We start from the raw sequence: 6,718 nt of genomic DNA on the forward strand, positions 1-6,718 counted from the left end.
GTTCGGCCCACTTCATCATCGCCCGCTTCATCGGCGGCCTTGGCGTCGGCGCGGCCTCGGTCCTGTCGCCCGCCTATATTTCCGAAGTGACCCCTGCCTCGATCCGCGGCCGACTGACCTCGATGCAGCAGATCATGATCATCATCGGCCTGACCGGCGCCTTCGTGGCCAACTATGCACTAGCCCGCACCGCTGGCGGATCGACGGCCGAGTTCTGGATGGGCTTCCCCGCCTGGCGCTGGATGTTCTGGCTGCAGGTCATCCCCGCCGCCATCTATCTGGTCGCCCTGCTGGTGATCCCCGAAAGCCCGCGCTTCCTGGTGGTCAAGAAGAAGGACGCCCAGGCCGAGGCCGTGCTGTCCAAGCTGTTCGGTCCCCATGCAGGCGCGCGCAAGGTCACCGAAATCCGCGCCTCTCTGGCCGCTGACCACAAGCCCAAATTCTCGGATCTGCTGGACCCGGTGACCCGCAACATCCGTCCCATCGTCTGGGCCGGGCTGATCATCGCCGTCTTCCAGCAACTGGTCGGCATCAATATCGTCTTCTACTACGGCGCCGTGCTGTGGCAGACGGTCGGCTTCTCTGAAAACGACGCGCTGAAGATCAACATCCTGTCCGGCGTCCTGTCGATCGCGGCCTGTCTGGCGGCCATCTCGGTCATCGACAAGATCGGGCGCAAGCCCCTGCTGCTGGTCGGTTCGGGCGGCATGTTCGTGACACTGGCCACCGTCGCCTGGTGCTTCTCCAAGGCGACCCTGGTCAATGGTTCGCTGCATCTGGACGACCAGACCGGCCTGACCGCCCTGATCGCGGCCAACGCCTATGTGGTCTTCTTCAACGCCAGCTGGGGCCCCGTCATGTGGGTCATGCTGGGCGAAATGTTCCCCAATCAGATGCGCGGCTCGGCCCTGGCCGTCGCCGGCTTCGCCCAATGGATCGCCAACTTCGCCATCTCGGTCAGCTTCCCGTGGATGGCGGCCAATCTGGGTCTGGTCGCGACCTATGGCTTCTATGCCGTCAACGCCCTGATCTCCTTCTTCCTGGTCCAGGCCTGGATCAAGGAAACGCGCGGGCGCGAGCTGGAAGACATGACGGGCTGAGCCTTCCGGGCCTAAGGGGCGGCGTTCATCGCCGCCCCGCACTTACGCTTGCCCCCAGACGAGGCTAAGGCTCGCCCCATGAAAGACAAAGCCCAGAGCAGGCCCGCACGACGCAAGGGCGCAGCCAGCACCATCGGCGACGTGGCCCGCCATGCAGGCGTCTCGGCCATGACCGTATCCCGCGTCATCAATGACGGCCCCAATGTGCGCGACGCCACCCGTCAGCGCGTGGTCGATGCGATCCGCGAACTGGACTACGCCCCCAATCAGGCCGCCCGCAGTCTGGCCAGCGCCCAGACGCTGAAGATCGGCCTGCTCTACAACAACCCGTCCGCCGCCTATCTCAGCGAGGTGCTGCTGGGCGGTCTGGACCAATCCAGCAAGGCGGGCGCCCAGCTGGTGGTCGAGAAGTGCGAACCGGACGCCGAGGCCGAGGCCCTCGACCGCCTGCTGTCCAGCGGCGTCGACGGGGTGCTTCTGCCCGCCCCCCTGTGTGATTCCGCCGCCATCCTGCAATGGCTGGACGAAGCCGGCCTGCCGGGCGTGGCCATCGCCTCAAGCCAGCCGGACGACAGCCTGTCAGCCATCGGCATCGATGACACCGCCGCCGCCCGCGCCATGACCCTGCACCTGCTGGATCTGGGCCACCGCCGCATCGGCTTCGTGCAGGGACCGTCCGACCACGCCTCTGCCGCCCTGCGCCGCCAGGGCTGGCTGCAGGCCCTGTCCGAGCGCGACATGGCCACGGACGACAGCCTGATCGTTCAGGGCAGCTACACCTATCATTCCGGGCTTGATGCGGCAGACCAGCTTCTGTCGCTGGACCAGCCGCCGACCGCCATCTTCGCCAGCAATGACGACATGGCCGCCGCCGCCATCGCCGTGGCCCACCGGCGCGGTCTGGACGTGCCCCGCGACCTGACCGTCGTGGGCTTTGACGACACGGCCCTGGCCACCACCGTCTGGCCGCCCCTGACCACGATCCGCCAGCCGGTGTCGGACATGTCGCGTCAGGCCGTCTCGATCCTGGTCGACCTGATCCGCCGCCGTGCTGACCAGCCGTCGCCCGCCGCGCGTGAGTTGCTGGACTTCACCCTGATCCAGCGCCAGTCGGACGGCCCGCCGCCTGTGGTCTGACAGGACGCCTGACTGGACGCCTGACTGGCCCCACCGGCTTTCGACCCCATCCCTGAAACGACTGAAGGCGGGGTTTCCCCCGCCTTCATCAAGCTTGCCTTTGGTGCGGTCCGATCAGTGGCCCGCAGCATTCCCCGGCGCATCTGCGTTCAGGACGCGGGTGCGGGCGCAGGCCAGGGCGAAGGCCACCAGCACCAGATAACCGATCACCGGCACGAAGAAGGCCGGGCTGACGGCGCCCGCCTTGTCGGCGATGAAGCCAGCGATCGGAGGCAGGATGGCGCCGCCGATGATGCCGAAGACCAGCAGACCCGAGGTGGCCGAAGCCGAGGCGCTGGACCGCTCCAGCGTCAGGCTGAAGATGGTCGGGAACATGATGGAGTTGAAGAAGCCGATGCCCAGAGCGGCGTAGGCGGCGGTTGCACCTTCCGTCTGGGTGACAACGACGGCCAGCGAGGCGGCGACGATGGTGCAGATCGACAGAAGCACGCCAGCGCGGACGCGGGTCAGCAGCGCACTGCCCACAAAGCGACCGACCATGGCGGCGCCCCAGTAGTACCAACCGACCATGTGACCCGCTTCGTGCGCCGCCAGACCCAGGCCTTCAGCCGAGCTGAGGAACGGGATCAGCAGGGTGCCGATGGTCACTTCCGCGCCGACGTAGAAGAAGATGGCGACGGCGCCGAACACGGCCCACGGCGAGCTGAAGGCGGTGAAGGGCGAAACCACGCCCTCGGACTGCTTGCCCTCGACAGCGGCGTCGATGCGCTTGCGCGCGGTCCAGATGAAGATGGCGACCAGGGCGAAGAAGGCGCCCACGGCCAGGAAGGCGAAGTCGATCGAACGCAGGGACTCGCCGCGCGTCGAGGCGGTGATCACGGCGTCAGCCGCGAACACGCCGCCCGTCAGCAGGATGGTCGAACCAATGACCGGACCCAGGGTCGCGCCCAGAGAGTTGAAGGCCTGCGAGAAGGTCAGACGCAGGTGCGCGGTCTTTGGCGCGCCCAGCGAAGCCGACAGCGGGTTGGCCGCAACCTGCAGCAGCGTCACGCCCGAGGCGATGACGAACAGCGACACCAGCACCAGCGGATAGACATCCACAATGGTCGCCACCGGCACCAGCAGGCAGCCCAGCACCATGGTGCCCAGGGCCGCGATAATGGCGCGGCTATAGCCCAGCTTGGACAGCAACCATGCTGCAGGCAACGAGGCCAGGCCATAGGCGATGAACCAGGCCGACGCCGTCAGCATGGCTTCCGCCAGGCTTAGGTCGAACACGCGACGCACGGCGGCGATCAGCGGATCGATCAGCGAAGTGACGAAGCCCCAGGCGAAAAACAGGCTGGTGACATAGGCGAACGCAAGGCCGTTGCCCTTGCCGCCGACGGATGTATTCATGATCGTCCCCCTACGAACTGCATCGTGACGCGCAGTTTCATTGCGCCGGCCCATGGCTTCGGCGGGTTCATTGAACATAAATTATCCATAGAGACAACGCAGGCGAAGCGTTGATTTAGACACTGTAGCAATCCGTGATGTTAGCGGTCACGACTTGCGCCGTTACATCAGCCGAAATGGTATTGTGGTGCGGGCGGCCGGAATCGAACCGGCATGGGCGTACGCCCGACGGATTTTCATACCACTTCGGCTTTCGCCGCCGCCTGTCCAGAAGCCTGGAGGCGTTCGTGGTCTGGACTATCCCTTCGCCATGGCCCGAAGGCTTTAGGCGCCGCCCGTCTAGTCTCTACACCTTCCCGTCACAGAGACGGGCTTGGCTCGGGATCGCCATTTTACAGGGTTCCCCGAATTTGAGCGGTTCTACGTCCGGGATTTCCCCCGGCGCACTCAATCCTTCAGCTTAAGTCCGTTGCGTCTACCAGTTCCGCCACGCCCGCAGGCCGAACGGGCTCTATAGCGGCCCCTGCGCAGAGAGCCAATGCAAAGCGTCGCCGACAACCGCAGCGAAGGCTGAAATCGCGCCATTCCGCAACCGTCGGCTTTGCTTTCGGCCGGTCAGCGGGCGCTGGGCGCCGCCGCAGCGGCCTGACGCAGGGCCCGGAAATCAACCTCCGAATCGGCGATCAGCCAGACCAATCCCGCCCAGGCGGCGACGTTCTGGCTCAGTTGCGCCGGGTCGATCTTGTCCAGGGTGTCATTGGCCGTGTGGTGCAGGTCGAAATAGCGTGTCCCGTCCTGCGCCAGCCCAAAGAAGGGCACGCCCAGCGGCCCCAGCGGCCCGACATCAACGCCGCCCTCCGTCTCGACCTGCGACGAGGACAAGACGCCGATCGGATAGAGGACGCGGTTCGCCGCCTTCTGGAAATCCGACCCTTGCGCGCCCGCAGGCAGGCGCAGGGCATAGACGCGGTCGGCGCCGAAATCGCTTTCACCGGCGATGATGTGTTTCTCGACCGCCGCGCCCTGATTACGGGCGTAAACCCCGCCGCCATTGCCCGTTTCGCGCGTCGGCTGGGCGACTTCTTCCGATCCGTACAGGACCACGCGGATGGTGCGCGCGGCGCGTTGCCCGCTGGCGGCGATAGCCTTGGCGGCGGCGATGGTGATGGCTCCGCCTGCCGCGTCGTCGATGGCGCCCGTGCCCTGATCCCAGCTGTCCATGTGCGAGCCCAGGACGATGATCTCATCCGGTCGTGTGGCGCCCGGCAGGTCGCCGATCACATTCTGGCTGTGGGTCTGATAGGTGCGGGCCGTGGACGACAGGCGCAGACGCACCGGCTCGCCCAGCGCGATCAGTCGGCTGACCTGATCGGCATCAGGGGCCGACAGGGCGAAGGACGGCACCGTGGCCTTGCCGTCGACATATTGGGTGGTGCCGGTGTGCGGCAGGCGGTTCTCATCGGACCCGACCGAACGCAGGATGAAGGCCGCCGCCCCCTTGGCCGCCGCAACGCCTGGCCCCGCCCCGCGCACCCGCGTCTGCGGGCCATAGCCTGAGCCGTCCTGCATGGCGTGCATCTGGCCCAGGTCGACATAGACGATCTTGCCTCGCACCGAGGCGTCCGGGGCGGCACGCAACTCATCCAGGGTGGTGAAGCGGACCACATCCGCCTCGATCCCGCCGCGCGGCGTGGCGGGCAGAACCAGCGGCTGCGGATGGGCGCCGACGATGGCGCCGGAATCCTCACCCCGTTCCCAGCCGACCAGCGGGAATTCTTCAATGCGGACGTTCTGGAAACCCTGGGCGCGCAGATAGTCGGCGGCCCATGCGGCGGCCTGCTGTTCAGCACGCGAACCCGCCGGACGCGGGCCAAAGCGGGTGGTGATCTGGGTGACGTAATCCAGCGCCACATTGGCTTTCAGCGCTGCATCGCGGATCGCTGCGGCCTGGGCCTCGGTTCGGGCGTCCTGTGCGACAGCTGGCGCGGCGACAAGGCCAAGCGCCAGCGCGCTGACGGTCAACAGACGAAGGGACATCAGCAGCTCCGGAATCAGGCCCGTTTCAAAACCGGCCCGACCCTAGAGCATGATCGTTTTTGACGTAACCGCTACGCGGTTCCGGCAGAAGCGTGAATCATGCTCTCGCATAAATCTGGAGCCTGATTCATCGCATCGACGGAATCGCGCAGCGATCCCATCTCAGCAGATCAGGCTCTAGTCCCGCCTCCCCGTGCCCGGAAAGGCTGTTATGCCGCCGACGGATCAGTATTCTGGAAATAGGGCTCGACCACGCCCTGCAGCTTGACGGTCAGGGCCTTGCCCTTGCGGTCCACGCGGTTGCCCAGCGCCAGACGGACCCAGCCTTCCGAAACGCAGTATTCCTCGACGTTGGTCTTTTCTTCGCCCTTGAAGCGGATGCCGACGCCGCGCTGCAGGACGTCTGCGTCGTGGTGCGGGCTGGACGGGTCAACCGAAAGGCGGTCGGGGGGCGTGTCGGACATGAGGCGGCTCGGATCTTGGAAAGGCGCGGTGATAGCCGCCCCTGCGTCATCTGCCAACCGCTGCAACCGTTTGCGGCGGTTCAACCCTGCTTACTGAACCGTCTGACGCGGCGTTGCGGCAGGCTGGCTCGCTGCAGCCGGAGCGGGCGCAGCCGCAGGACGTGCAGCCGGACGGCGTACCGGCGGACGGGCGGCAGGGCGCGCTGCTTCGGGCGCCGCCTCCGCCTTCACCTCTGCAGCGGGCGCAGCAGCGGGCCGTGCGGCGGCGGCGGCAGGTTGAACGGCAGGTGTCGGCGCAGGCGCAGGGGTTGCGGCTTCGGCGGCGACGGCGCGGGCGGCCATCTGCTGCGCCTGATAACGGGCGGCCAGCTTCTCAGTCAGTTCCTTGGCCTGAACCGGGGTCATCTGGGCCATGACGGCGGCCAGGGTGCGCGGGCGCATGGCGGCGGCGATTAAGAAACGACTAGGTTAGCTGTTTCCGCGTGCCGCTTCGTAGAACGCTATGGCAGCAGCGTTAGAGACGTTGAGGCTTTCCATGGCGCCGTCGATCGCAATTCGGGCCAATTCAGCGCAGGCTTTAGC

6 protein-coding genes are annotated in these 6,718 nt (G+C 66.4%); 2 read left to right on the forward strand and 4 right to left on the reverse strand.

The genetic code is table 11. The features are described from left to right. Positions 1-1,100: sugar porter family MFS transporter (locus QZ281_RS13385; RefSeq protein ID WP_292229148.1), on the forward strand; the 1,100-nt coding region annotated here is incomplete at its 5' end. Between the two features lie 78 nt (positions 1,101-1,178). Continuing rightward, positions 1,179-2,237 carry a LacI family DNA-binding transcriptional regulator gene (locus tag QZ281_RS13390; protein ID WP_292229150.1) on the forward strand — a complete coding sequence of 353 codons (1,059 nt, stop codon included), beginning with the start codon at positions 1,179-1,181 and terminating at the stop codon, positions 2,235-2,237. A gap of 114 nt (positions 2,238-2,351) precedes the next feature. Here the strand turns inward: QZ281_RS13390 and QZ281_RS13395 are convergent, their stop codons facing one another. The 4 genes from QZ281_RS13395 to QZ281_RS13410 all read right to left on the reverse strand — a co-directional run bounded on the left by QZ281_RS13395 (position 2,352) and on the right by QZ281_RS13410 (position 6,577). Next, the gene (locus QZ281_RS13395; protein WP_292229151.1) at positions 2,352-3,635 is read right to left on the reverse strand and encodes a sugar MFS transporter; all 1,284 of its coding nucleotides are present in this window, start codon (positions 3,633-3,635) and stop codon (positions 2,352-2,354) included. A gap of 615 nt (positions 3,636-4,250) precedes the next feature. Next, positions 4,251-5,672, reverse strand: a complete 1,422-nt coding sequence (locus QZ281_RS13400) for a M28 family peptidase (RefSeq protein ID WP_292229152.1) — start codon at positions 5,670-5,672, stop codon at positions 4,251-4,253. 209 nt (positions 5,673-5,881) lie between these two features. Then, positions 5,882-6,136 (reverse strand): DUF3297 family protein, encoded by a 255-nt coding sequence (locus QZ281_RS13405; protein ID WP_292229153.1) that lies wholly within the window; start codon positions 6,134-6,136, stop codon positions 5,882-5,884. Between the two features lie 90 nt (positions 6,137-6,226). Further along, the gene (locus QZ281_RS13410) at positions 6,227-6,577 is read right to left on the reverse strand and encodes a hypothetical protein (RefSeq protein WP_292229154.1); all 351 of its coding nucleotides are present in this window, start codon (positions 6,575-6,577) and stop codon (positions 6,227-6,229) included. Between the last annotated feature and the right edge of the window lie 141 nt (positions 6,578-6,718).

The organism is Brevundimonas sp. (assembly GCF_018608325.1).
Taxonomy (GTDB): domain Bacteria; phylum Pseudomonadota; class Alphaproteobacteria; order Caulobacterales; family Caulobacteraceae; genus Brevundimonas.

Bases quoted from the DNA above. Each gene is read 5' to 3' on its own strand.
- QZ281_RS13390 (WP_292229150.1), top strand. From the start codon at position 1,179: ATGAAAGACAAAGCCCAGAGCAGGCCCGCACGACGCAAGGGCGCAGCC.
- QZ281_RS13395 (WP_292229151.1), bottom strand. From the start codon at position 3,635: ATGAATACATCCGTCGGCGGCAAGGGCAACGGCCTTGCGTTCGCCTAT.
- QZ281_RS13400 (WP_292229152.1), bottom strand. From the start codon at position 5,672: ATGTCCCTTCGTCTGTTGACCGTCAGCGCGCTGGCGCTTGGCCTTGTC.
- QZ281_RS13405 (WP_292229153.1), bottom strand. From the start codon at position 6,136: ATGTCCGACACGCCCCCCGACCGCCTTTCGGTTGACCCGTCCAGCCCG.
- QZ281_RS13410 (WP_292229154.1), bottom strand. From the start codon at position 6,577: ATGCGCCCGCGCACCCTGGCCGCCGTCATGGCCCAGATGACCCCGGTT.